We start from the raw sequence: 24,503 nt of genomic DNA, 5'->3' as shown, positions 1-24,503 counted from the left end.
GCGCCCTGCCGAACTCATCTTCACAAGGATATGAGAGAAGGAGAATCTAATATGAAGCTATGCTTTAATGAAGCAACGACGTTGGAAAATTCAAACCTTGCAAAGGATCTCGAATACTGTGAGAAGCACGGATACGATTATATCGAAATCCGGACGATGGATAAGCTGCCTGGGTATTTAAAAGACCATTCTCTCTCAGAGTTAGCCGAGTATTTTCAAACTCATCATATTAAGCCGCTGGCCTTGAATGCGCTTGTCTTTTTCAACAACCGCGATGAAAAAGGGCACCGTGAAATCATCGAAGAATTTAAAGGCATGATGGAAACATGCAAAACGCTTGGTGTGAAATACGTGGTCGCGGTACCGCTTGTCACCGAACAAAAAATCTTAAAAGAAGATATTAAAGCAAGCTCCGTCGAAGTGCTGACAGAGCTGTCAGACATCGCTGAGCCGTACGGCGTTAAGATTGCTCTTGAGTTTGTCGGGCATCCGGAATGTACGGTCAATACTTTCAAACAGGCTTATGACATCGTCAGCACCGTAAACCGTGATAATGTCGGGCTTGTGTTTGACAGCTTCCACTTCCATGCAATGGGCTCAAGTCTTGAGGATTTGAAGAAGGCGGACGGCAAGAAAATCTTCATTTATCATATCGATGACACGGAGGATTTTCCGATCGGCTTTTTAAGAGATGAAGACCGTGTTTGGCCGGGACAGGGAGCCATTGATTTGGATGCACACTTATCCGCGTTAAAAGAAATCGGCTTTTCAGACGTTGTCTCTGTTGAACTGTTCAGGCCGGAATATTATAAGATGAGCGCTGAAGAAACGATTAAAACCGCAAAGGAAACAACAGTTGATGTCGTTTCAAAATACTTTAAGATGTAACACGAGAAGGAGGGGTGAACGTGGCTTTCGTTTCCATGAAGGAGCTTCTTACAGAAGCAAAGGAACAGCATTATGCAATCGGACAGTTTAATATTAACGGCCTTCAGTGGACAAAGGCGATTTTACAGGCGGCGGAAGAGGAACGCTCACCCGTCATTGCGGCCGCCTCAGATCGCTTAATCGATTATTTGGGCGGATTCAAAACGGTTGCCGCCATGGTCGGCGCGCTCGTTGAAGAGCTGTCGATTACAGTTCCCGTCGTGCTGCACCTTGATCACGGAAGCAGTGCGGAACGCTGCAGACAGGCGATTGACGCGGGGTTCAGTTCAGTGATGATCGATGGTTCGCATTTTCCGATCGACGAAAACATTGCCATGACAAAAGAAGTCGTGTCATATGCCCGGCTATACGGCGTTTCGGTTGAAGCTGAAGTAGGGACGGTAGGCGGTATGGAAGACGGCCTTATCGGCGGGGTGAAATACGCCGACCTGCATGAATGTATCCGCCTTGTCAAAGAAACGGATATCGATGCGCTGGCTGCCGCTCTCGGATCGGTTCATGGCAAATATCAAGGCGAGCCAAAGCTTGGATTCAAGGAAATGGAGGAGATTTCGGAAGCGACGGATGTTCCGCTCGTTCTTCACGGGGCCTCGGGAATCCCGGCTGATCAAATTGCAAGAGCGATCAGGCTCGGCCATGCGAAAATCAACATCAATACCGAATGCATGGTCGCCTGGACCGAAAAAACCCGAACCATGTTTAAGGAAAACTTGGATTTATATGAACCGCGCGCGTATATGACGCCTGGGATCGGCGCCGTAAAGGAAACGGTGAAAAATAAAATGAGGGAATTCGGTTCAGCCGGAAAAGCGGCAGGTGCCCGCGAAATGAAAGTATAAAACACTCACAGCTTCATAGTGAGTGTTTTTTATTATATTGTTAAGAGATTTTAAATGTTGTTGACTGGTATTGATATAAAAGTTATAATTTCCCTCATAATCCATTTTGATCAGATTTTTCAGAAAATAAACCGCAAGACGATAACAAACAAGGTGAAGTGTGTGATATGTTGACAAACGTTTTAAAGTACCGCGTGCATGTGCTGTTTGGACTTTTATGCTTGATCGGCGGAACGACGTGGGCTGTGCAAAAAGCGGGGCTCAAGGACAGCCTGCCGTTTTGGTCGGCCGGCATGCGCTTTATGATCGCCAGCGTCATGATCGCCGTCTTTCTGTTGATCCGCAAACAATTTGTTGTTTCAAAGGAGCTGCTCGTACTATCCTTCTTCAACGGCATCATGTATTTTTCGATCCCTTTCGGTTCCGTCTATTGGGCTTCTCTGTATTTGCCAAGCGGGCTGGTCTCCATTCTGGCCGCAAGCATCTCCGTCTTCGCCCTGATCATCAATCGGCTTGTCAAAGGAACCCCGGCTACAAAGATTCAAAAGTGGGGCATCTTCCTCGCGTTGCTCGGCATTACGATCGTATTCGGCAATCAGCTGTTTATCAAGGTTGAAGTCATCGAAATCATCTCCATGGCTGCCATCTTATGTGCAATGTTCGGATCTGCCTTTATACAAATTAAAGTGCAGCAGAAAATCCAAACCCTTCCGATACTAAGCTTCAATTCTCTGTCCATGCTCTCGGGCGGAACGATTTTGCTCATCAGCAGCTTAGTAGTAGAAAGCGGAACGCGGACATTTTCCGGCATCAGTCTCTACTCATTGTTGTACTTGGCGATTATCGGTTCTATATTGGGATTTTGGATCAATATTTACTTGCTTAAAAACTGGCACATCTCAAAAGCGACTTCCCATCTGTTTATCTCTCCAGTCATCGCCCTTTATATCGGCTTTCTGTTTTTGGACGAAACATTAAACGCAAATATTTACTTAGGGACGTTGTTTGTGATTTTCGGAGTCATGTTTATCAACATTAAAAAAGAAGAGAGGGCAGAAAAAATTGACAAAGCTAAACAAACGCTTGGCCATCATTTGCCAAAATAAGCAATTGCCGTTTATTTTTGAAGAAGCTGAACATTTAGGCCTCGATGTTACATTTTTCTACAACTCGCAAGAAAATTGCCCGGGAAATCTCCCGGCAGTTGACCGAAGCGTTCCGATCCCGCTGTTCGAGGATGAAGAGAAAGCAATGAATATCGTCAAGCAAACATTTGTCGAATCTCCTTTTGATGGAGTGGTGACATTGTTCGAGCCGGCGCTTCATTTCACTGCAAAAGCCGCGGCGGAATTAAATCTTCCCGGACTTCCTTTACAAACGATTGAAAACTGCCGGAATAAAAGCGAAACCCGCAGGATTCTTCGGCAGCACGGGTTGAATATCCCTTTCTTCCAAGAAGCTGCTGCTTATGAAGACTTGGAACATGTTCAGCTGACGTTTCCTTTGGTCGTGAAACCGATCAACGGTTTTTCAAGCCAGGGGGTCGTTCGGGCCGATGACCGCAAACAGCTTAAGGAGGCGATGCGCAAAGCAGAGGATATCAATAAGGGCGATCTTAGCCGGTTTGTCACAGGAAAAAAAGGCATCATTGTTGAGCAATTTGTCGACGGCCCTGAATTTGCGATTGAAACATTGTCAATTCAAGGAAAAGTCCACGTATTGTCGATCGGTTATAAAGGCGATTGTAAAGGGCCGTTTTTTGAAGAAGGCGTCTATATTGCACCGGCTAAATTGGATGAGGAGGCGCACGATTCGATCATACGGGAAGTGACGGCGGCCGTTTCAGCTTTAGGCATTCATCAGGGGCCGGCTCATACCGAACTAAGGCTCGATAAAAGCGGACAGCCTTATGTCATCGAAGTCGGGGCGAGAATCGGCGGCTCGGGTATCTCCCATTACATCGTTAAAGAGAGTACGGGCATCAACTTCATGCAACTGGTCATTCAAAATGCCCTTAAACTGCTGGACAGGCATCTAGAAGACGGGATTCGCGCCAAGAGGACGGCCGGCAACTACATCATTCCCGTGCAGGGCTCGGGGACGTTTGAAAAAATCGACGGTCTTGAAGACATCAAACAAAGGCCGGAAGTCAAACGGGTTTTTCAATTTATCAAACCAGGAGCCGAAATTCTTCCGTATCCGCATTTTTCCGGATACCCGGGGTTTATTTTAACAAGCCATGATTCATATGAAGAATGCGAAGCTTTTTACCGGAAATTAGATGGTGACCTTGCCATCATCTATAAAAATAATCTGACGGGTACAATGGGAGGTTAAGATGATCTCGACAAAAGTGCAGGAAGATCAAGCGGTGATGGTTGTTCACACATTGGGTCCGAAAGGTACAAACTGTGAAAAAGCGGGTTTTTTATGGCTTGAGAACCAAGGGCTTCAAGGTGAGGTCAAGCTTTATGAAACGCTGGAAGAGGCGCTGCTTCATGTAAAAGAGACTGAAAATTCAGTCCTTTTGGACTGCGCGGTGTATCCGTTTTTGCACAATATCGTATTTGAGAATTTGCTCGATTTACAAATCATAGATAGCTTTGTCATGCCGACATACAATATGGTGTTTGCCGTGAAGCAAAACACGAGGGAACCGGATGTCAAAATAGTCGCATCACATCCTGCACCTGCTCATCTTGCAAAACTGTTCAGCGATCATGTGGATTTGGTCAGCAGCAATTCCCAAGCAGCGCTTGCCTGCGCATCAGGAGCAGCCGACGGCTGTATTACGACGATTAAGGCAGCCCATGAAAACCATTTGCATGTCATAAAGGATTTCGGCGAGGTGCCGATGTGTTTTACCATTCACGGAAAAAGCGAGGGAGGAAGCCGATGAAGACGTTGACGCGTGGCATCGTAAATATGGTAAACGAACAAATTGTACCGCAGGTTCATGAATTGCAAATGTATCAAAACGAAAAAGGACAGATTACAGAGCAGCAGGTCAGGGCGAAACAGCTTCTCCTTCAATTAGCCGAAGCTGCCGGAATCATATATGAGGCGGTACATGTGCCTGAGGCCGGCGCAGCGTTTAAAGAGGATGTCTTGGACTGGATCGGCCGCGGATTGGACGACACGCCGTATTTTGACCGTTTATTAACGGCATATCGCCCTCCGCAGGATCAGGAGACGACCTTCTTTCTCGCCCCTGTCGTTACGCCTAACGGGCCGCATACGAAAGGCTGCTTTTTTGAGGCTTTCCTGGCCGTTCGCGATGAGCCGGCGATGATGAAGCCGATTGAGGTGGAGATGCCTCACCCGGAAAACGGCTGCCAGTCGCTGAAGCTGATAGCGGGAACCAGGGGGTTCACAGAAGAAAAATGCATTGTATTTTTTCCTGAAAATGTGAAGACAAAAGAAAAAATAACAGAGCAGACGTTTGCGATTTTTTATTTCAATAAGTTCTACCAAATCTACCATGAGGATACGCTGAAGAGGGCGCGGGCCATTTTTGAACATGTTCCTTTCAAGTCGGCGCACATTTCTCCTGAAAACACGTATGAAGCAAGGGTCCTTTGGGGTTATTTGCACGACTATTACCATCACTGCGGCAACAAGCCTTTTCACAAGCACATTCAAGCGAAAATGAATTTTTTTGCGGGAATATTGGAGGAAATCAAAGTGGATTGCCAGTCTATCCTCGCTTTAGCAGAACGAAAGTACGATTATTGGGAGGAAATTATCGAATTTGTCCTGTTTGAACGTCTGCTGCGCTACCCGAGCCAGCATAATGCGACACACAACTTTGATTCCGGGACGGGATTTTTTCTGTTCAGCTGGATCATCGACAACGGCCGCTCCATCCAAAAGGGAAAAGATAAGCCGGCATCGCTCGATCTTTCATTATGCATGGACGACTTGAAAAAACTCGTTGCCGAAATCGAAGAGCTGGAAGAAATAGAGGATGATTCGGTTTATAAAAGAGAGGCTGAACGCTATGTGAGGAAATATTTGCCTCCCGGAAATGAGGGAGGGCGGTTCGGCGTCCCGACGCAGTATTTTATCCATGATATAAACAACGCCGTCAAAACGGACCGTATCATGTTTAGGGGGTAAAACATTGAAGCCGAAGCTCAGCATCATAGGCGAAAAAATGAATGAGAAGACGGGGATCAGGGCGGTGATGGGCGATATTCAGGAAATCCTTCATGTCGGCTCGCGTGAATATCTCAATTTGAGCGCCGGCAATCCGATGATCCTTCAGGAAACGGCCGCGATGTGGCAAGCAGTTTTAGAGAGACTGCTTGAGAATGGTACGTTCCTTTCGGCCATCAGCCAATACGGATCAAGCTATGGAACGGACGAGCTGATCAACAGCGTCGTCCGGTTCTTTTCACACCGCTATGGTCATGACATTGAGAAAGAAAATGTGCTGATTACGGCGGGAAGCCAGCAGTTGTTGTTTTTTGCGATCAATTCATTTTGCGGCATGGGAAGCGACGGTGTCGTGAAAAAAGCTTTGATTCCGATGCTTCCGGATTATGCGGGGTACAGCGGTGCGGCGTTGGATATGGACACGGTCGAAGGCATCCCGCCGTTAATTTCAACATTGGATGATCACATGTTCCGGTACGAACTGGACCGGGAACGCTTTTTAAAGAGGATGCAAGGCGCTTGCGATATCGGCGCCGTCGTGCTGTCCCGGCCGAATAATCCATCAGGAAATGTTCTTTCTGAAGAAGACGTGCTGCTTATTTCTGACGCCTGCCGTGACGCCGATGTACCCCTTCTCATCGATTCCGCATATGCGCCGCCTTTTCCGGCTATCAACTTCATCGAAATGGAGCCCGTTTTTACCGATCAAATTATCCATTGCATAAGCCTTTCAAAGGCGGGCCTCCCCGGTGAAAGGGTCGGGATCGCCATCGGTCATCCGCGTTACATGAAGGTGATGGAGGCTTTTCAATCAAATGCGGCGATTCATTCTTCAAGGCTGGGGCAATATATGACGGCAGCTGTGTTGGATGACGGGCGCCTCGCCGCCGTTTCGCAGCATGAGGTGCGGCCTTACTACCATAACAAATTTTTGCTGCTGAAGGACGCTTTGCTTCGAGAAATGCCGGGCGATATCAAATGGCATTTGCACAGAGGGGAAGGCTCGCTTTTCGGTTGGCTGTGGATCGAGGATCTCCCTGTTGCTGATATCGAGCTGTACGCCCGGTTGAAAGCAAACGGCGTCATCATCGTCCCCGGTGCGTCTTTCTTTCATCATGTTCCGTGGGATTCGCCGCATGTCCGGCAGTGCATTCGCATCAGCCTGACGGCAGCCGATGAAGATATTAAAAAAGGAGTCGGCATTTTGGCCGGTGTCGTCGAAGGCGTGTGTCAAGATGAGAAACTAATAAAAAACAGGGGCTGATCGTTAGCCCCTGTTCTTTCCGTTGTCAGTCTTCCGTTTTCTGCGTCTTGCCATGATCCAAATCAGAACGGCCGCTACCGCTATGATCAATGCGATGACGCCGAAATATATCATATTCTGCTGACCGTTTTCCTTCGTTTTTTCGGTCTGTGTTCCGCTTGGTTTTTCTGCAAGCTGCTGATGGTTTGTGAAGAGCTGACTGCTGTCCGTTTCATTGATGACGGTCGCTGTGTTATCGTTGCTGTTCAGAAAGCTGATCATTTCTTTTGTGACGGCAGCGCCTTGCCCGTTAAACGGTGCAAACACGGCCATCGAGTAGTTTGAATCCCACGGCGATGTCTGTGTAAACGCAACTTGTTTTGCCGTTTCGTTCAGCATTTGGAAGGATGACACGTCGAGCGTCCCGTTTTTCGCTGCCGGCACGGCCAAGTCCGATGCTTTCTCTTTCAGAAGAGGAAACTGGCCAATGCCGCCGATGAACATGACGTTCCGGCCTTTCATATCATCTGCTTTCACTTCAGAGGATTTTTTGACCGTGAATGAATGCTGGGATTCACTGCCGAATGAATCTGTCACAAGCGAAAGCTCCTGAAGCTTCGATTGATCGACTTTGTCAGGCAGGACAATCAGCGTTGTCTTAGCTTGAATTCCCGCGAAGGGAAGCGGCCATTCCTGAAAGTCGGCTGACGCTGTCGTGCTGCTGACAGGGTACGTGAGTGCGCTGCTTTTATCAATGAATACCCATTTGTCATCGTCTGTTGCATAGCAGGGATTGTTCTCCTTCAAGCCGGAAGTGGCAAATTGAATATCGATGTAGCGGTTTTTTTGCAAAAGCTTCGGATCGACTTTTAAGGTCACATGATAAAAGCCGTTTTTGTCTTCTTTTCCTAAATCGTCAAGCCGGACGGAGTGAGGCTGGCCGTTGATCATGACCTTCAGCTCCGCCTCTTCGGCGGATAAATCGCTTTGGGACGTTAGCTTTTGAATCGTTTTTGATTTTTTTAATGCAAGGGACAGCTTCGCCGATTGATCCTTGTCCAAAATTGCAGGTGCAGGATAATAATAATGCTCAGAAGAAGATTGCCCTGCGCCGATTGTCAAATCGCCCGCTCCGAAATCCTCAAGCGTCAGCTTACCCGCGTCCCGTTTTGTTTGATATTGCAGCTTCCCGATTGCGAGCGTTTCGCCGCTGAGCTGGCCGGCGTATGTTTTATCGGTGATGACGCTGATTTTCCCGGAAAGCACGTCATCAGACGCCGCGTTGACAAACAGAACAGGCTGCTGTTTACCGTTTGCCGTGAGCACCCGTTCCGCAAGCAGAAGCTTATCTTCTTGCGCTTTTATATCGCTTTGTGCCAAAAGCTTTTCCACTTTGCCTTTCCAATGCTTTTGAACGCCGATTAAAATCGACGGCCTGTCGATGCGCTTCATGTCTGATTCGTTCAAAGTCGTGATGCTGATGCTGCTGTCAATCGTTTTTAGATAGCTTTCCGTTTTAACAGCCGCTTCTATTTCTGCGGAACTCGGATCGTCCGGAATGACGATTGCCGTTTTTTCCACGGTGTTTCCTGATTGGGCAAATGGATACGGATAGTGCTCAAGCGCCGCTCCCTTTGCTTCGTTCTTGTCCCCCAATGTCAGATGGCTGTCCGGATAAATTTTGATCCAGTTCCCGGAGGAATCCTGCCGGACGCAGACGCCTTCCTTCACCACTCCGTAAAACTTCAATGACAGGCTGTGAAAACCCTGAGACGCTTGGCTTTTGTTCAGCGTCAGCTTTAATGTTTTGCGCTCTGCATTCCCTGTAAGCTTTACCGTTTTGACCGGTTCGTTATCGATCTCAACCGTCAGGGAAGAAGGGGAGATTAACAGGTCAGAGGCTTCATATTCAAGCGCAAGCTGCTGATGGGAGGAAGAGGCGCCGGCTGGAATTTGATACGTCAGCTCCGTGCTGTCCTTTGTACCATACATTGTGATGAGATCGCTCGTAAGCACTTGCTGCTTTGCTTGTTCACGGCTGTTTTCTCCGAGGATCGAGCCGTCCACCTTTACTTCTTTGGCTAAAGCGGCTTCCCCTGTCACTGCCGCCAGCATGAAGCCTACGAGACATATGATTGCATATTTCAAAAACGTCACCCGCTTTTCTTTTGATTGTATCGTTCTGTCTTGTACCATTTAACCTCCTGCTTGAACAGACGGTGCTTGATTTCCACGAATAACGAATAAATGACAAGCACGATCCATGCCTGCGAGTATGTAAAGTACATCAGAAAAACGATAAAAAAGTTTTGCCTGTTCATTTCCGTTTTTTCGATGCTCAACGTTATCATGACCTCCGTCATAAAGAGAAAGAAAGCCAAAATCCACAGGATCATCGACAAAAAGCCGACAGACAAGTGCAAATCGTAAAATAAATTAATAACAAAAATCGCATTTGACATGATCACGCCGAAGAAAAACAAAAAATACGTAAAGAAGAAATAAAACAAATCAAAGATAATCCGTTTTCGTTTCAGCTTAAAAAACTGCGATAAAAATTTCAGGACGACGTATTGGTTGCCGCGCGCCCATCTTGTCCGCTGGCGCCACCAGACCTTCCACGTTTCCGGTTCCTGCTCCCATGTAACAGCCGCCGGAAAGAAACGGATATGGTAGCCGAGGTTGTACACCCGGATCGTCAGCTCGGTATCCTCAGCCAGCGCTTTATCATCCCAGCCGCCGAGCCGTTCGATAATGCTTCTGCGGATGGCAAAATTCGTGCCGGGGATCGTGGCAATTTTGAACCATTTCCAGCGCCCGCCCTGCGCCATCCACTGAAAGCAGATCGTTTCAATGTTGATGAATTTTGTCAGCAGCGTCTTCGCCGCATTGATGACGCGGAATTTTCCCACAACGGCGCCCGCCTTCGGATCGTTCATCAGGCCGAGAACGAGGTAATAGACAGCCATTTTCTCCGGTGTGTTGTCGGCGTCATAGACGCAAATGACATCACCGTTCGATTCGGCAAAACCGCAGTTGAGAGCCGAGGATTTTCCTTTTCCGGCATGCGGCGGTTTCGTTACGACCATTTTAATAAAGTCGTATTGTCTGGAAAATTCGGTCACGATCTCACCCGTTCGGTCGGACGAATTGTCGTTTACGACGATAATCTCCAGCCTGTCCTTCGGATAATAGAGGTTCACCATCGCCTTCAGTGTCTGCCGAATCACGACCTCTTCATTATGTGCCGGGATCAGAACGCTGACCTTCGGAAGGTTCTTCACATTTTCTTTCCACTTCGGAATGTTCAGTTCGTAGGTCATGTAATGGCGGAAGCCTCCCTGCATCAGAAACATGTGATACAGCAGCATGACCCATATTAAGCTTAGCGAGGCAAAGAACAGAACATTACCCACGGCTTTTTCTCTCCTTAAAGATTCGTTTTTTTAGTGTGGCTCTCAAATAAAGGGTGTAGATAACGAACATCACCACAAACAGGAGCACAATCGCTGAGAGAATCCACAGCGCCTTTTCCAGCGGACTTTGCTGATGATGGTCGAAAAACTCCTCAACGGCATTCACCTTATTGTTAACGTGAATCGTTCCGTCTCCGTTTGTATGGATTTCCACTTTGTCCGTTTTTACGGTTTGTTTTGTTTTCTTTATATCGAGCCATTCGCTGTTCGGAATGCGTTCCATTTGATCGACAAGCTCAGGCAAATATTTCATGCCGAGATAAGGGTGGTAAAATGCTCCGGCTACCCCGCCTTCGAAATCGATCATTTGAGAAATGCTCTCATCCACGCCACCGAGCGGATTCTCGGCTGATGCATCGACATAGCCCAGCGTTTCAGGGTACAGCGTCATCCCGTGCAGCATGGCCGGCTTTGTCACGAACGGTGCCGTACCCGACGTTTTCCACGTTGTATCGCTGAGCTGAACCTGGCCGAAAATGCTTGAGAAATACTCGGAGGTGATCTGATAGCCGTGCTCTGACATCGTATAGTGAGGCGCTTCAAATCCGAGCGGATAGAGTCCTTCCGCAGTTAAATCCTCAATGGCGTGCGTCAGCTTTTGCCGTGTGTACGTTTCTTCGTTTTTTCTAAACGGCTTCAAATAGCTGTTATAGGCTGCTTCATTCGGAAAGTCCTGTGCTTTTTTTAAAATCGACGGCGGATCATCTGCATTTTGCGATGTGATCGGCTGATCAGCCTTGGCATCCCAAAATTCGAATCCTTCTCCGGTTTCGCTGTAGCGGTAAGCATGGGTATATCCGTGGACGATCACGCTTCCGCCCATGTCTTGCAGTTTTCTCAACACTTTGACAAGCTTCGGCTTATCAGACATATAGACTTTTTCGCCTGTTTCAGGGTTCACGTATACCGGGATGACAGCCAGAATAAAAGGAATATTCCTTTTATGCAGATACGAACCCGCTTGAAGCAGCAATTTTTCGTCTGCCATCGGACTGATATCCTCAAGCCGCAAGTATAAAAGCGTGCTGTCCGCTTTCTCTCCGAACGCTTGTCTCAGCTCCTTCGCCGTGAGCTGGCTGTCGTTTAACAAATTCGTTAAGCCGATGTATACGTTTGACTTGTCCGTTTTCCACATAAAAGGGTGCGTTTTCCCATCGTCGGATTGATGGGTGTACAATGCCTTCCCCTTCAGTCCCGAGACTTCGAGCACATGAAGCGCGCTTTCCAATGAAACCTCGCTTTTCTCACTGCTGCTTTTGATCTCGTACACGTTTTCTTTGCTTTTTAAGGAAAGGCCGGAAAACTGGCTGAATTGCCCGGCATTAAAGCCGATCGCAATCACGGGTTTTTTGTATGAGCCGATCAGGGATACGAGCTTCCTGCCGAGCTTTCGTTTCGTTTGGCCGTAATAGATGACGCGCATTTTGCCCGACAGGTCCGCTGCTTTGACATCCTCGTCTTTTTTGACGGTTACGCTGGATGAGAAATGGCCTGAGATCAAATCGAGCATTTTTACATGAGCCGATTCTGTTCCGTCCAACGTTGAATAGATGATAAGAATTCCGTTCTCCTTCTCTTTCGCTGCGGCGGAGTCCGGCTGATATAAAGCCGCTGCGATTATGAGCAAGGCCGCCCATAAAAGGCATATTCTTTTACAATTCATTCATCATCATCTCGTTTTCCAGTTCTTCTAAAAATTGCTCAGCCGTCTTGATATCGTTGCGATACGGCAGGTAACACACATGGAAGGTTAAGGTTACATATTTGCCGTTCTGAAGCTGATACGTTTCAAGCTGTGTTTTCAGCTTGGACAGGACGGCGGGCATATGCTCAACCGGCGTATGGGTCAGCACAATGCCGAACCGTTCTTCAGAGGGACGGAATTTCTTGTCCGTCTCCCGTACGCTTGACCTGATTTGACTGCCGACAAATTGGAAGAGCCTGTCGGTTTCTTTTTCTCCGTACAACGATTTAAACTCTTTGAAATAATGCATTTGAAGCAGCAGAAAAACAAACGAATTGCCGTACCGTTCTGCCCGTTTGATCTCTTCTGAAAGCTCAAGCTGCATTCGCTGTTTATTATCAAAACCCGTCACTCTGTCAATCGCGACAAAGCTGTTGATTTCAGACTGGAGCCGTTTGACAGAACGGTGAAGCTCTGCCGCGATATCGTGGATTCTTCCGGACATAAAGGAAAACACGATAAGCGCAATTCCCCAGATGACGAGCGTCCACAGCCCTTCTTCAGACGGAAACACGACTTGCCCCGCTTGAAAAAACATCATTAAAGTCCCGAGAACAAACAGGACGACGATGGTGCCGGACAGTGCATAGATCGGTCCGAGCCATATACCTGCTCCGATCACGGCAAAGGTGATGCAGGTGATTAAAGTCCCTTCCGATTGCTGGGTGGAGACATAAAAGATAAACAGAGAAAGGGCTGCTGCGAGCCCTATCGTATAAGCAAACAGTTGTTGTTTGTCATTGAATGATATTTTCATCGAAAAGCTTCCTTTCAGCCAGCAGCGGCAGCAGGTTGTCAAATGAGTGCGTCTCATTGCCGCTCATATATCCCCCGTAATACGTCTTGGTCGGGTCAAGAATTTCAAAATCATTCATTCTTTCATATATCGCCTTGATCACGGTGCTGTCTGCATTTTGCTTTGTTAAAAACATAATGGCTAAAGCGTAAACGGATGGGGACTCATATTGGACTGCCGGTTTTTTTGTATCCGCCAAATATCGTCCATAAAGCTTTCCGTTCGTCTGAAATTCGTGAATGATCCAATCAGCCAAAACAGCGGCATTTTCATCTCCCGGCCGCAAATGCCAAGCCGCATACAGCTGATCGATGATATTGACTTCGCTGTCATAGCTGTATTCCTTTGTTTCCGTATTGTATGTTTTCGGCAGAAAACCGTTTTTCAAAGGAGCCGAGAAAAGGATATTTTTGTTCCGCTGCAGGGTTTCTTTATCTATGATTCCGTTCTTTTTTAAGACTGATAGTGCATCAGGCATGATATACGAAAGCGTAATATCCTTAGATGCTGCCTGTGAGGCGGAATCGTAAAAATCAGTGAATACCCCGTTGTTCATGTTGTACGTTTTTAATGCGTCTCCGATTTTCTGAGCGGTTTGCTCATACTGGCTGTTTCCCCAAAGAGCGGCAGCTTGATCAAAGCTCCGCATGATTCTGAGATCATCGATCAGGGCGTTCACCCCGCTTGCTTCTCCGTTTTGAATTTCCCAAGAAACCAGGCCGTTCTTCATGAGAAAGGATTCGGTCAGACGCTGGTATTGCTCCTGAAAATGCGGGGCGTCTTTTCTGTTGACCAAAAATTCCATCCATAAGCCGAGAGATTCCGATAAGTAAACCGGCTGATCAGAGAGATCGGTTTTGATGAGCCCTTGATCATTCATTAAATGATGATAGACAAAGTACTCGGCAGGCTGTAGCGGCTCATTGGCTGCATCAGCGGCCGACCGTTTTTGGAGATTGCTTTCGGCTGTGAAGCCGCCGGCGGAAAGACCGATGAATAAACAGCATAAAATCAGACCCATCAATACATGCCTCACGGGCACATCCCTCCTGTGTCAGATCTGTGACTAATGAAATATATTATAAATGAAAAAACGAAGATTGCTATCTTTTTTGCGCCTTTTTGATTATTAAACAACGGGACTATAAGACTGATAAAAGTGGGGGATATTTGTGGAATGTCAGCATAACTAATGAGAACAAGAAAAAAAGGCGTTGTGATAACACAACACCTTTTTCCTGAATACTACTGCCCGAATCAACCAAAACCGGCGTTTTCCGTGACTTTGACCGGAATTTGGCTTACCGCCTTATGATCCGATACCTCATGGGTAGTGAGCCCCGCTGCCAGTATACCCAATAGCAAAGTGACGCCTGTCAGCTTTTTCATGAAATCGCCTCCGTTAATTTGAATATTTGATCTTTCGCATAGCACGCTTTCTCAAAGTATTTTGCTGAATGCTCATAGTTGTTTTGGTTTTTGAAGTATTTTGCACAGTTGATGGCGAGGTCGGCTACGTCTGACCAATGCTGTTTCATTTCCAGATACTTGAGGCCTTGATCGATTCTGTCTGGATCGTTTTTCTCATAAAGGGAATGTATGATGAAGAGTTTTGACTGACATTCAGTCTGCTGTTTTTTCGCAGCGCGGGCTGCAGCTTGTTGATACCACTCGCGCGCCTCGGCATACAACTCCATCTTGTACAGAACGCGGCTCAGCATATACTTCGTCCGCAAAGAAAAGACGGATTGCCTGTGTTCGGGGATGCTCAATGCTTTTTCCAGGCACCGCCTCGCTTCTTGCAGCTGATCATGGCGCTCATAGCAAATCCCCAGGTTCATGCAGGCAAGTCCGGCCGAACGGAAATCGCCGTCTGCGGACGCGCCCTCATACACCCTCTGATAAAGCGCCTCTGCTTCTTGAAACCGCTGAAGATCTACATAGTTGGCCGCGATCACCATTTTGCTTTTGAGCGTTTTGCTCGTATATTCGTCGTGTGCCTTAAACGATTCCAGCGCTTTTTCAGCATGGTTTAATGAAAAGATATTTTGTCTGATTTCATAATAGGCAATGGCCAGATGATAATGGAACTCGGCTAATTCGATTTCATCAGGGATTTTGTGGAGTGAAAGTTCAGCGATTTTATAGAAATTAATAGCGGTGATGAAGTTCTTTTTGTAAAATTCATACATTCCGCTGAAGAAATAAAAATAGTATTGAATCATGTTGTCCGTGCCGATTTCTTCCGGTGTTTTATTGATGTTTTGTAAGAGTGTCCCGGATTCCTCATACCGTTCTGTCAACAGTTTGAATCGTGAATCGATGAGGTTGAAATACAAAAGCACATCCTGATTTTCTTCCATTGCATCAAGCGTCCTTTTAATTTCTTCCCTCATGGCGGCTGCCTCGGTAATGTTGTTCTGTCTGATCAGCCCGTACCATTGATTCAAGCTGTTTCCCACTGCCTCGAACGCGATTTTTGCTGCCACTCTTCACCCTCCGTTCACCGATATGGTAACCTGCCCTACATTACCCATTTTATCATAATAATGGTATATGAATAGTTATAAATAGTACAAGTTTACTATAGTCAACATGGCATACAACTTGATTTCCTGCCGGAGCATATCTGCGCCTTCCAGCCCCCCAAAGGGCTAAAGCAGGTTGAAAAAGTCCGCCGGTCTATATATGATTGTATGAAGCGATAACGATAGGGGAGGCTTGTGATGGACAGGGAAAAACAGCAATTGAGCATTGAAGCTGCCAGGCTTTACTATCAGTCCGATTACAGCCAGCGGCAGATCGCCGAACAGCTTCAAATTTCAAGGCCGACGGTATCCAGGCTGCTCCAATTTGCAAAAGAAAAGGGGTATGTCCAGATCCGCATCGTCGATCCGTTTGAGGACATGGGCGCACTCGGGGCGATGCTGGAGGAGAAATACGGGCTCCTTGAGGCGCATGTCGTCTTTTCTCCGACTGAGGATGATTCGACCATCACGCACTACCTCAGCCGCTATGGTGCGGAATATATGCACGATACCGTTAATGACGGCGACATCGTCGGGGTCAGCTGGGGAATGACGATGTACCAAATTGCGCAGCACCTTGAAGCCAAACAAGTGAAAGGCGTAGAGGTCGTCCAGCTGAAAGGCGGTATCAGCCACTCACAAGTCAATACATATTCGGCAGAAACGATTCAGCTGTTTGCCGAGGCCTTTCAAACCATGCCGAGGTATCTCCCGCTCCCGGTAGTGTTTGATAACGCAGAGGTCAAACAGATGGTGGAGCAGGACCGCCATATCAAACGCATTATTGAGATGGGCAAACAGGCAAACATCGCGCTCTTTACGGTTGGAACGGTTCGCGACGAAGCGCTGCTGTTCAGGCTGGGCTATTTCAGCGAGAAGGAAATAAAGCTGCTCCAAACGCAGGGGGTCGGCGATATTTGCTCCCGCTTTTTTGACGCCGACGGGAACATTTGCAGCGAAGCCATCGACTCCCGGACGATCGGCGTGGAACTGGCTGATCTAAGGCAAAAAGAAAAATCAATCCTCGTCGCCGGCGGCATTAGAAAAACGGCTGCCATTCACGGAGCGCTCAAAGGAAAGTATGCCAATGTGCTGATTATCGATCAGCATACGGCAAAGGAACTGCTAAAAGAGGAGGAAGATTAAACCTTTTTCTGGGCTATTTCCCATTGAACAAAATTTCATATCGTAATTTACATTTGTTCAAAAATCAGTTATGCTGAAACTATCATAGAACAAAGGAAGTGCTCGTATATGACGATTGCAAAACAAATTGATCATACAGCATTGAAACCGCATACAACAAAATCAGACATCAAAAAATTAATAGAGGAAGCAAAAACATACCAATTCGCTTCAGTCTGCGTCAATCCGACATGGGTCGAATTTGCCGCTAAAGAATTGGCCGGTACCGGCATTGACGTTTGTACCGTCATCGGCTTTCCGCTCGGAGCGAATACAACTGAAACGAAGGCGTTTGAGACGAAAGACGCCATCGCAAAAGGCGCGACAGAGGTTGACATGGTCATCAACATCGCCGCTCTAAAAGACGGCGACGACGAATTGGTCGAAGCCGATATCCGCGGTGTCGTAGAAGCGGCAGCCGGAAAAGCTCTCGTCAAAGTCATCATTGAAACATGCCTTTTGACAGATGAAGAAAAAGAGCGTGCATGCCGTTTGGCAGTTGCGGCGGGAGCAGATTTCGTAAAAACGTCAACAGGATTTTCAACAGGCGGCGCAACGGCGGAAGACATCGCTTTAATGCGTAAAACCGTCGGACCTGACATCGGTGTAAAAGCATCCGGGGGCATCAGAACGAAAGAGGATGTTGAAAAAATGATCGAAGCGGGAGCAAGCCGCATCGGCGCAAGCGCAGGGGTTTCAATTGTCGGCGGTGAAGCCGGGAAAAATGAAGATAATTATTGATATGATATGAGAGCGGGAAGCTTTTAAGCTTCCCGCAGAATATTGAAGATATATTTGTACAAAATTGTAAGCGAATACAATTTCAGGAGGACGCAACATGAAGTTTTTAATTGGGATCGCAGGATTAATCGTATTCTTGGCCCTTGCATGGGTGGTATCTAGCGCGAAAAACCGGGTGAAGTACCGCCCTGTCATCGTCATGATTGTTCTGCAGTTTGTTTTAGGGTATGTTTTGCTGAATACGGGTGTCGGTAATTATCTTGTCGGCGGCTTTGCTCAAGGCTTTGGCTATCTCCTTCAATATGCCGGAGAAGGGGTAAACTTTGTTTTCGGCGGGCTGGTGAATGTGAATGAATCTACATTCTTCATGAATGTTCTCCTCCCTATCGTGTTTATTTCGGCTTTAATCGGAATTCTTCAATATTGGAAAATACTACCGTTTATTATTAAATATCTTGGGCTTGCGCTCAGCAAAGTAAACGGAATGGGAAAACTGGAATCATTCAATGCCGTTGCGTCAGCGATTTTGGGCCAATCTGAAGTGTTTATTTCTTTGAAAAAGCAATTAGGTGGGCTTTCTAAACAGCGCCTCTACACATTGTGCGCTTCAGCAATGTCTACGGTGTCCATGTCAATCGTCGGTTCCTATATGACGATGCTGAAGCCTGAATACGTTGTAACCGCCCTTGTCTTGAACTTATTCGGCGGATTTATCATTGCTTCCATTATTAACCCTTATGAGGTGACAGAGGAAGATGATGTCGCAGAGACGGTAGAAGGAGAAAAACAGTCCTTCTTCGAAATGCTCGGCGAATACATCATGGACGGCTTTAAAGTTGCGGTCGTCGTGGCAGCTATGCTGATCGGATTCGTTGCCATTATCGCTATGATTAACGGTATTTTCAATGCGGTTTTAGGAATATCCTTCCAGCAACTGCTCGGGTACGTATTTGCTCCATTTGCTTTCTTAATGGGCATTCCATGGAACGAAGCAGTTAATGCAGGAAGCATCATGGCAACGAAAATGGTGTCGAACGAATTTGTCGCTATGCAGTCGCTTGCACAAGGCCATTTCGGTTTCAGCGGCCGCACGGAAGCAATTGTCTCCGTCTTCCTTGTCTCTTTCGCCAACTTCTCATCAATCGGCATCATTGCCGGCGCGGTGAAAGGCTTGAATGAAAAACAGGGGAATGTCGTCGCACGTTTCGGATTAAAATTATTGTACGGTGCAACACTCGTTAGTTTCTTGTCAGCGACAGTCGTCGGTTTGATTTACTGAACATTATAGAAAAGGATCGGTGATGATCATGAGAATGGTCGATATCATTACGAAAAAGCAGAGCGGTCAAGAGCTGTCTACGGAAGAAATCAACTTCTTCGTCGACGGCTATACGGACGGCAGCATTCCCGACTACCAAGCCAGCGCACTGGCTATGGCGATCTATTTTCAAGATATGACAGACAGAGAGCGGGCTGATTTAACGATGGCGATGGTCAACTCGGGGGAGACGATTGACCTCTCCGCCATCAAAGGCATCAAAGTCGACAAACACTCGACCGGAGGCGTCGGCGACACGACGACGCTCGTCCTCGCGCCGCTAGTCGCCGCTCTTGATGTGCCGGTTGCCAAAATGTCAGGCCGCGGGCTCGGACATACGGGAGGAACGATTGACAAGCTGGAAGCGATTGAAGGGTTCCACGTGGAACTTTCGAAAGACGAATTCATAGAGCTTGTGAACCGCGACAAGGTCGCCGTCATCGGGCAAAGCGGTAACTTGACTCCTGCCGATAAAAAGCTGTACGCCCTTCGCGATGTCACGGGAACGGTTAATTCTATCCCGCTGATCGCGAGCTCGATCATGAGCAAAAAAATCGCCGCCGGGGCGGACGCCATCGTCCTTGACGTAAAAACGGGTGCAGGCGCCTTCATGAAAACGGAAGAAGACGCCGTCAACCTTGCAAAAGCGATGGTTCGCATCGGCAACAATGTCGGCCGCCAAACGATGGCTGTCATCTCCGACATGTCCCAGCCGCTTGGGTTTGCAATCGGAAATGCCCTTGAGGTGAAAGAAGCGATCGATACATTAAAAGGCGAAGGTCCTGAAGACCTGCATGAGCTCGTCTTAACGCTTGGCAGTCAAATGGTCGTCCTCGCCAAAAAAGCGGACACACTCGATGAAGCCAGAGAAAAATTAATCGAGGTCATGAAAAACGGCAAAGCGCTGCAAAAATTCAAAGACTTCCTGCAAAACCAAGGCGGCGACAGCTCTGTCGCAGATGACCCGTCAAAACTGCCGCAGGCCGCTTACAAAATCGACGTCCCTGCAAAAGAAGCAGGCGTCGTCTCAGAGATTGTCGCCGATCAAATCGGAGTCGCAGCCATGCTGTTAGGCGCCGGACGCGCAACAAAAGAAGACACAATTGATCTTGCTGTCGGCATTATGCTCCGCAAAAAAGTCGGCGACCGTGTTGAAAAAGGCGAACCGCTTGTCACGCTTCACGCCAACCGCGAGAATGTCGATGATGTCATTGCCAAAGTGTATGAAAATATCCGGATCGCAGAAAAGGCGGAAGCGCCGAAGCTGGTGCATACGGTGATTACGGAATAGAGAAATGGGAAACAGCACATACCCTGTGGGTGTGTGCTGTTTTTATATCAAGTGGGCCTTTTTTCTTATTTACCTATTTTAATCTTTCTTGTAGCATGAAACAGGTCTTAGGTGTCATCTTTTTACATGGACGGAAAGGTATAGATAAATAGGAGGTTTTTTAAAACGTGGCCAAACGTATTCTGGTATCTTCTGGAATTAATGTTTTAATCTTTATCATTGTTGGTATATTCTCGCTTATTCTATATGCTGTACTGTCGTTTTTTTTCATGCAATCTTTTGCGACGGGAGAACCATCCCAGGATGAAGCGCTGGGATGGGGGTATTTGGGTTTCTTGTTTATTTCAATTATATTGGCAATTTTGACAGGTATAATTGGCGGAGTCATTTCCTTTTGTATATGCTTCAAAAAATTTAGGAAATGGAGCAGTTAAAGAGGAACTGCCGGAAAATCCGGCGGTTTTTTTAAACGAATATTTTGAGAAAATCGTGGATGAATTTTTTGATTTATAGAAGAAAGGGTTCCTGTCTATGTGCTCTTTCAGAAAAAGCTTCTTTTTTTGGCTTAGAAGCAACACAGTTCTTTTGTTGATTGTATTGCTTCTGCTGACGTTTTCCATGCTGGAAACCGGCATTAAAACAAGGAGGCACGACTGTCAACAGGGCCAAATGAATGGATGAACGATTTTCAAGGTAAAATCATTTATCCCGCCTTCTTTTGGTGCTGCAGGGTCTCTTGGACGTTATGTTCATGTACGTGCTTACGACAGTACAGTTTTAAGGGCTGTGTTTATACAGCCTCTTTTTCATGTCTTTTTGAAATCAAGGATCATTAGCGTATAATCACATTCATAACACCATCATTCACTGGAAATCATATGACCAAAAGGAGTCCGTTCATGAGCAAAGCCAGTTTTAGAGACTATGCATTAAGCGGTGATATTACGAAAGCGCTCGATCATTTAGGGTATAAGCAGCCGACTGTTGTGCAGAGCAAAGTGATTCCCGAGGCGCTTAAGAAGCGGGATGTTGTGGTGAAATCGCGGACGGGGAGCGGGAAGACGGCCGCGTTCGGAATTCCGCTTTGCGAACTGGCCGAATGGGAAGAGAACAAACCGCAAGCCTTGATTTTGACACCGACGCGCGAGCTTGCCGCTCAGGTTAAAGAGGATTTGACCAATATCGGCCGATATAAAAGAATAAAAGCGGCGGCTGTTTACGGGAGGTCGTCCTTTGAACGGCAAAAAACGGAGCTCAAGCAAAAATGCCATATCGTTGTCGGGACGCCGGGACGCGTATTGGATCACATTGAAAAAGGAACCCTTCCATTAGAAAAACTGAAATGCCTTGTCATCGATGAGGCCGATGAAATGCTGAACATGGGATTTATCGATCAAGTGGGGGAGATCATCCGCCATTTGCCAGGAGAAAGGATGACGATGCTGTTTTCAGCGACCTTTCCTGAGGATGTGGAGCATTTTTCCCTTCAATATATGAAAACCCCTTTGAAAATCGAGATCAAAGCAAGCGGTATGACAACCGCAGACATCGAGCATCAACTGATCATTGTAAATGAAAATGATCCATTTTCGCTTTTAGTGGATCTGTTAATTGTTGAAAACCCGGACAGCTGCATCGTTTTTTGCCGTACACAGGAGCGTGTGAATGAGCTGCATCGGCGCTTAGCCGGTTTGGGTTATCCGTGCGCGAAAATTCACGGCGGCATGCCTCAGGAGGACCGTTTTGCCGTGATGAACCGCTTCAGACGGGGAGCGTTTCGCTATTTAATCGCGACAGATGTGGCGGCAAGAGGCATCGACATTGAGAACATCACACATGTGATCAACTATGAACTGCCATTAGATAAAGAAAGCTATGTGCATCGTACCGGAAGAACAGGCCGGGCCGGCAGGCGGGGGAAAGCGATTACCTTTGCCAGTCCGCGTGAAAAAAGGATGGTCGCTGACATTGAAGAATATATCGGTTTTTCCATTCCTGTCATTCAGGCGCCGTCAAAAGAAGAAATTGCGCGGGCAAAAGCGGCCTTTCTTAAGAAAATCAATAGGAAGCCGGAGCCCAAAAAGGATAGGAGTGAACCGTTAAATAAGGAAATCATGAGGCTCTATTTCAACGGGGGAAAAAAGAAGAAGCTGAGAGCCGTTGATTTCGTTGGAACGATTGTGAATATTGACGGCGTCTCTGCTGAGGATATCGGGATTATCACGATACAAGAGCAAGGTTCATTCGTTGAAATTTTAAACGGCAAAGGTCAGTTAGTCTTAGACGCGATGAAAAAGACGACTGTGAAAGGGAAATTGCTGAAAGTGCATAAAGCAAGGTAATAAACTTAGGCTGCCGACTTTGTCGGGAGCTTTTTTGCTCGTAATAAACCTTGGATAAGCAGCATATGATGGATTGTCAAAAAATGAAAGCGCTTCAAAAGAGAGGAGAACAAATGAAGATGAGAAAGTGGTTCATCCAAGTCCTTGCATTGCTTTTCATCATTGCTGCATGTTTTGCGCCAAGCCAAGCCTCTGCACAAACTCAAAAACCTGGTTTTTCAGAAGTGACGGTTCATGATCCATCTATTATTAAAGCGAATGGGACATACTATGTCTTCGGCTCCCATTTAGCTTCGGCCAAATCGACGGACCTTATGAATTGGACGCAAATTTCCTCGAGTGTCCACGACGGCAATCCCCTGATTCCGAATGTATATGAAGAATTAAAAGAAACCTTTGAATGGGCTGAATCTGATACGTTGTGGGCGCCTGATGTCACCCAGCTTGAGGACGGCAAATTTTATATGTATTACAACGCCTGCCGCGGGGATTCTCCGAGATCTGCCCTCGGGCTTGCTGTCGCAGACGACATTGAAGGTCCATACAAAAATAAAGGCATTTTTCTGAAGTCGGGAATGGACGGGATCAGCAATGACGGCACCCCGTATGACGCGACAAAGCATCCGAATGTCGTCGACCCGCATACATTCTTCGATAAAGACGGCAAGCTGTGGATGGTCTACGGCTCCTATTCGGGCGGTATTTTTATTTTGGAAATGGATCGGAAAACCGGGTTCCCTCTTCCGAATCAGAGGTACGGAAAAAAGCTGATCGGCGGCAACCACAGCCGGATTGAAGGCGCATACATTCTCTACTATCCTGAAACACAGTATTACTACCTGTATATGTCCTTCGGCGGACTCGCCGCTGACGGCGGGTACAACATCCGCGTCGCACGCTCCAAAAACCCTGACGGCCCATACTATGACGCTGAAGGCCATCCGATGATCAACGTGCGCGGCAAAGAAGGAACTCTTTTCGATGACCGCTCAATCGAACCGTACGGCGTCAAGCTCATGGGGAATTTTCTGTTTAAAAATAAAGGCGGATCAGACGCCGGCTACGTCTCACCGGGCCATAACTCAGCCTATTACGATGAAAAAAGCGGCAAATCGTATTTAATCTTTCACACCCGCTTCCCGGGAAGGGGCGAGGAGCACGAAGTCCGCGTCCATCAGATGTTCATGAACAAAAACGGCTGGCCCGTTGTCGCGCCTCATCGCTATGCTGGAGAGAAGCTCATGAAGGTAAAAAAATCGAAGGTGATCGGGAACTACAAATTGGTGCGGCACGGAAAAGACATCTCTGCGGAGATCAAAGAGTCAGAAGAGATCCGATTAAATCGCAATGGCAAAGTATCCGGCGCAGTGTCCGGCACCTGGAAGAAGACCGGGCATAACAGGATTGAGCTGACGCTGGATGGAAAGCGGTATGACGGTATGTTTTTAAAGCAGTGGGATACAAGGACCGGGAGGAAAGTGATGACGTTTAGCGCGTTGTCTCGTGAAGGTGATGCGGTTTGGGGGAGTACGTGGTAAAAATAGTCTAAGTAATTTGCTCAAGTGTACTTCATTGCAAAGGATAAACAAATAAGATTGGTCCATAGGAATATACTTAGTGTACAGTGAGATGGATAAAAAAGGGTGGTTTCATATCCACTCTTTTTTATTGAACAAAGCTATGAACTTTAAAACTGTATGCGGCTTTTAAACAAACTTATATTGAAATATAAAGATGAACAACCGATAATATAGATATACTTGTCTTTAATGGAATAAGAAAGATTTTTTGATGGGTTTCTGTAAATCGGTTTTAATGTCTAACATATGTTTTTTGAATATTATAAGCGCTGTTAAGTAGACCTAATTTATAAATATTTATTTAAGATAAAGGG

At 46.9% G+C, this 24,503-nt stretch carries 21 protein-coding genes; 14 read left to right on the top strand and 7 right to left on the bottom strand.

The window, feature by feature from the left end:
- Nucleotides 1-51: 51 nt before the first annotated feature.
- The 7 genes from iolI to V7126_RS00990 all read left to right on the top strand — a co-directional run bounded on the left by iolI (nucleotide 52) and on the right by V7126_RS00990 (nucleotide 7,209).
- Nucleotides 52-888, top strand: coding sequence for a 2-keto-myo-inositol isomerase (iolI, locus tag V7126_RS01020; RefSeq protein WP_335496073.1), 837 nt, complete (start codon nucleotides 52-54; stop codon nucleotides 886-888).
- Between the two features lie 20 nt (nucleotides 889-908).
- Nucleotides 909-1,787, top strand: coding sequence for a class II fructose-1,6-bisphosphate aldolase (gene fba / locus V7126_RS01015; RefSeq protein WP_046130524.1), 879 nt, complete (start codon nucleotides 909-911; stop codon nucleotides 1,785-1,787).
- A 167-nt stretch (nucleotides 1,788-1,954) separates the two neighbouring features.
- A complete protein-coding gene (locus tag V7126_RS01010) occupies nucleotides 1,955-2,893 on the top strand; it encodes a DMT family transporter (protein ID WP_048406471.1) in 939 nt (312 codons plus the stop codon).
- Complete coding sequence (locus V7126_RS01005; RefSeq protein WP_335496070.1) at nucleotides 2,850-4,124, top strand: ATP-grasp domain-containing protein; 1,275 nt, start codon at nucleotides 2,850-2,852, stop codon at nucleotides 4,122-4,124. Before V7126_RS01010 ends, V7126_RS01005 begins: the two co-directional genes overlap by 44 nt.
- A gap of 1 nt (nucleotide 4,125) precedes the next feature.
- Nucleotides 4,126-4,686, top strand: coding sequence for a hypothetical protein (locus V7126_RS01000; protein ID WP_335496067.1), 561 nt, complete (start codon nucleotides 4,126-4,128; stop codon nucleotides 4,684-4,686).
- Nucleotides 4,683-5,906, top strand: a complete 1,224-nt coding sequence (locus V7126_RS00995) for a DUF6421 family protein (RefSeq protein WP_175075945.1) — start codon at nucleotides 4,683-4,685, stop codon at nucleotides 5,904-5,906. The genes V7126_RS01000 and V7126_RS00995 overlap by 4 nt, the downstream gene beginning before the upstream one ends.
- 4 nt (nucleotides 5,907-5,910) lie before the next feature.
- Nucleotides 5,911-7,209 carry a valine--pyruvate transaminase gene (locus V7126_RS00990; protein WP_335496065.1) on the top strand — a complete coding sequence of 433 codons (1,299 nt, stop codon included), beginning with the start codon at nucleotides 5,911-5,913 and terminating at the stop codon, nucleotides 7,207-7,209.
- A gap of 3 nt (nucleotides 7,210-7,212) precedes the next feature.
- Here V7126_RS00990 and V7126_RS00985 read toward each other — a convergent pair whose 3' ends face one another.
- The 7 genes from V7126_RS00985 to V7126_RS00955 all read right to left on the bottom strand — a co-directional run bounded on the left by V7126_RS00985 (nucleotide 7,213) and on the right by V7126_RS00955 (nucleotide 15,693).
- A complete protein-coding gene (locus tag V7126_RS00985; RefSeq protein ID WP_373688011.1) occupies nucleotides 7,213-9,336 on the bottom strand; it encodes a cellulose biosynthesis cyclic di-GMP-binding regulatory protein BcsB in 2,124 nt (707 codons plus the stop codon).
- Between the two features lie 5 nt (nucleotides 9,337-9,341).
- Nucleotides 9,342-10,604 carry a glycosyltransferase family 2 protein gene (locus tag V7126_RS00980; protein WP_046130519.1) on the bottom strand — a complete coding sequence of 421 codons (1,263 nt, stop codon included), beginning with the start codon at nucleotides 10,602-10,604 and terminating at the stop codon, nucleotides 9,342-9,344.
- A complete protein-coding gene (locus tag V7126_RS00975) occupies nucleotides 10,597-12,327 on the bottom strand; it encodes a DUF2334 domain-containing protein (protein ID WP_335496063.1) in 1,731 nt (576 codons plus the stop codon). Before V7126_RS00975 ends, V7126_RS00980 begins: the two co-directional genes overlap by 8 nt.
- Nucleotides 12,317-13,165 (bottom strand): diguanylate cyclase domain-containing protein, encoded by an 849-nt coding sequence (locus tag V7126_RS00970; protein WP_048354205.1) that lies wholly within the window; start codon nucleotides 13,163-13,165, stop codon nucleotides 12,317-12,319. The genes V7126_RS00975 and V7126_RS00970 overlap by 11 nt, the downstream gene beginning before the upstream one ends.
- Nucleotides 13,146-14,240: a hypothetical protein gene (locus tag V7126_RS00965; RefSeq protein WP_048354206.1), complete on the bottom strand. Its 1,095-nt coding sequence runs from the start codon at nucleotides 14,238-14,240 to the stop codon at nucleotides 13,146-13,148. The genes V7126_RS00970 and V7126_RS00965 overlap by 20 nt, the downstream gene beginning before the upstream one ends.
- 221 nt (nucleotides 14,241-14,461) lie before the next feature.
- The gene (locus tag V7126_RS00960) at nucleotides 14,462-14,593 is read right to left on the bottom strand and encodes a hypothetical protein (RefSeq protein WP_269082038.1); all 132 of its coding nucleotides are present in this window, start codon (nucleotides 14,591-14,593) and stop codon (nucleotides 14,462-14,464) included.
- Nucleotides 14,590-15,693 (bottom strand): tetratricopeptide repeat protein, encoded by a 1,104-nt coding sequence (locus V7126_RS00955; RefSeq protein ID WP_048354207.1) that lies wholly within the window; start codon nucleotides 15,691-15,693, stop codon nucleotides 14,590-14,592. The genes V7126_RS00960 and V7126_RS00955 overlap by 4 nt, the downstream gene beginning before the upstream one ends.
- 237 nt (nucleotides 15,694-15,930) lie before the next feature.
- Between V7126_RS00955 and V7126_RS00950 the strand changes: the two genes are divergently transcribed.
- The 7 genes from V7126_RS00950 to V7126_RS00920 all read left to right on the top strand — a co-directional run bounded on the left by V7126_RS00950 (nucleotide 15,931) and on the right by V7126_RS00920 (nucleotide 24,147).
- A complete protein-coding gene (locus tag V7126_RS00950; protein WP_046130514.1) occupies nucleotides 15,931-16,878 on the top strand; it encodes a sugar-binding transcriptional regulator in 948 nt (315 codons plus the stop codon).
- 108 nt (nucleotides 16,879-16,986) lie between these two features.
- Complete coding sequence (gene deoC / locus V7126_RS00945; protein ID WP_046130513.1) at nucleotides 16,987-17,658, top strand: deoxyribose-phosphate aldolase; 672 nt, start codon at nucleotides 16,987-16,989, stop codon at nucleotides 17,656-17,658.
- A 97-nt stretch (nucleotides 17,659-17,755) separates the two neighbouring features.
- Nucleotides 17,756-18,937, top strand: coding sequence for a NupC/NupG family nucleoside CNT transporter (locus tag V7126_RS00940; protein ID WP_046130512.1), 1,182 nt, complete (start codon nucleotides 17,756-17,758; stop codon nucleotides 18,935-18,937).
- Between the two features lie 28 nt (nucleotides 18,938-18,965).
- On the top strand, nucleotides 18,966-20,267 hold the full coding sequence (locus V7126_RS00935; protein WP_175075984.1) for a pyrimidine-nucleoside phosphorylase: 1,302 nt from the start codon (nucleotides 18,966-18,968) through the stop codon (nucleotides 20,265-20,267).
- Between the two features lie 167 nt (nucleotides 20,268-20,434).
- Complete coding sequence (locus tag V7126_RS00930) at nucleotides 20,435-20,701, top strand: hypothetical protein (protein WP_175075949.1); 267 nt, start codon at nucleotides 20,435-20,437, stop codon at nucleotides 20,699-20,701.
- Between the two features lie 465 nt (nucleotides 20,702-21,166).
- Nucleotides 21,167-22,609, top strand: coding sequence for a DEAD/DEAH box helicase (locus V7126_RS00925; protein ID WP_335496058.1), 1,443 nt, complete (start codon nucleotides 21,167-21,169; stop codon nucleotides 22,607-22,609).
- A 113-nt stretch (nucleotides 22,610-22,722) separates the two neighbouring features.
- Nucleotides 22,723-24,147 (top strand): glycoside hydrolase family 43 protein, encoded by a 1,425-nt coding sequence (locus V7126_RS00920; protein WP_175075951.1) that lies wholly within the window; start codon nucleotides 22,723-22,725, stop codon nucleotides 24,145-24,147.
- The last annotated feature ends 356 nt before the right edge of the window (nucleotides 24,148-24,503 follow it).

The organism is Bacillus sp. JJ675 (assembly GCF_036963165.1).
Lineage (GTDB): Bacteria > Bacillota > Bacilli > Bacillales > Bacillaceae > Bacillus > Bacillus glycinifermentans.
The sequence above is the reverse complement of the archived record's forward strand: the minus strand, read 5'-3'. Positions and strand labels throughout refer to the sequence as shown.

Coding starts and splice junctions, on each gene's coding strand:
- iolI (WP_335496073.1), top strand. CDS start 52: ATGAAGCTATGCTTTAATGAAGCAACGACGTTGGAAAATTCAAACCTT.
- V7126_RS01010 (WP_048406471.1), top strand. CDS start 1,955: ATGTTGACAAACGTTTTAAAGTACCGCGTGCATGTGCTGTTTGGACTT.
- V7126_RS01000 (WP_335496067.1), top strand. CDS start 4,126: ATGATCTCGACAAAAGTGCAGGAAGATCAAGCGGTGATGGTTGTTCAC.
- V7126_RS00995 (WP_175075945.1), top strand. CDS start 4,683: ATGAAGACGTTGACGCGTGGCATCGTAAATATGGTAAACGAACAAATT.
- V7126_RS00975 (WP_335496063.1), bottom strand. CDS start 12,327: ATGAATTGTAAAAGAATATGCCTTTTATGGGCGGCCTTGCTCATAATC.
- V7126_RS00970 (WP_048354205.1), bottom strand. CDS start 13,165: ATGAAAATATCATTCAATGACAAACAACAACTGTTTGCTTATACGATA.
- V7126_RS00960 (WP_269082038.1), bottom strand. CDS start 14,593: ATGAAAAAGCTGACAGGCGTCACTTTGCTATTGGGTATACTGGCAGCG.
- V7126_RS00950 (WP_046130514.1), top strand. CDS start 15,931: ATGGACAGGGAAAAACAGCAATTGAGCATTGAAGCTGCCAGGCTTTAC.
- deoC (WP_046130513.1), top strand. CDS start 16,987: ATGACGATTGCAAAACAAATTGATCATACAGCATTGAAACCGCATACA.
- V7126_RS00940 (WP_046130512.1), top strand. CDS start 17,756: ATGAAGTTTTTAATTGGGATCGCAGGATTAATCGTATTCTTGGCCCTT.
- V7126_RS00935 (WP_175075984.1), top strand. CDS start 18,966: ATGAGAATGGTCGATATCATTACGAAAAAGCAGAGCGGTCAAGAGCTG.
- V7126_RS00925 (WP_335496058.1), top strand. CDS start 21,167: ATGAGCAAAGCCAGTTTTAGAGACTATGCATTAAGCGGTGATATTACG.
- V7126_RS00920 (WP_175075951.1), top strand. CDS start 22,723: ATGAAGATGAGAAAGTGGTTCATCCAAGTCCTTGCATTGCTTTTCATC.